Annotated in this window: 1 protein-coding gene; it reads right to left on the bottom strand. The window is 59.8% G+C overall.

The features are described from left to right. Positions 1 to 246, bottom strand: a 246-nt coding sequence (locus tag NFX52_RS30800; RefSeq protein WP_252636055.1) for a DDE-type integrase/transposase/recombinase, incomplete at both ends; no start/stop codon positions are given.

The raw sequence follows: 246 nt of genomic DNA, 5'->3' as shown, positions 1-246 counted from the left end.
CGGGCATAGAGGGCTTGCTCCAGGGCGTCGAGAACAAAGTCCGTGCGCATTGAACTGCTCACCCGCCACCCAACGATGCGCCTGGCAAACACGTCGATGACGAAGGCTACGTACAGCCAGCCTTGCCAAGTCGAAACGTAAGTGAAGTCGCTCACCCACAACTGGTTCGGCCTCTCGGCCCGGAACTGCCGGTTGACCCGGTCCAATGGACATGGTGCTTTGCCATCACTGACGGTGGTTCGTACG

It is taken from the genome of Acidovorax facilis (assembly GCF_023913775.1).
Classification (GTDB): Bacteria; Pseudomonadota; Gammaproteobacteria; order Burkholderiales; family Burkholderiaceae_C; genus Acidovorax; species Acidovorax facilis.
The sequence above is the reverse complement of the archived record's forward strand: the minus strand, read 5'-3'. Positions and strand labels throughout refer to the sequence as shown.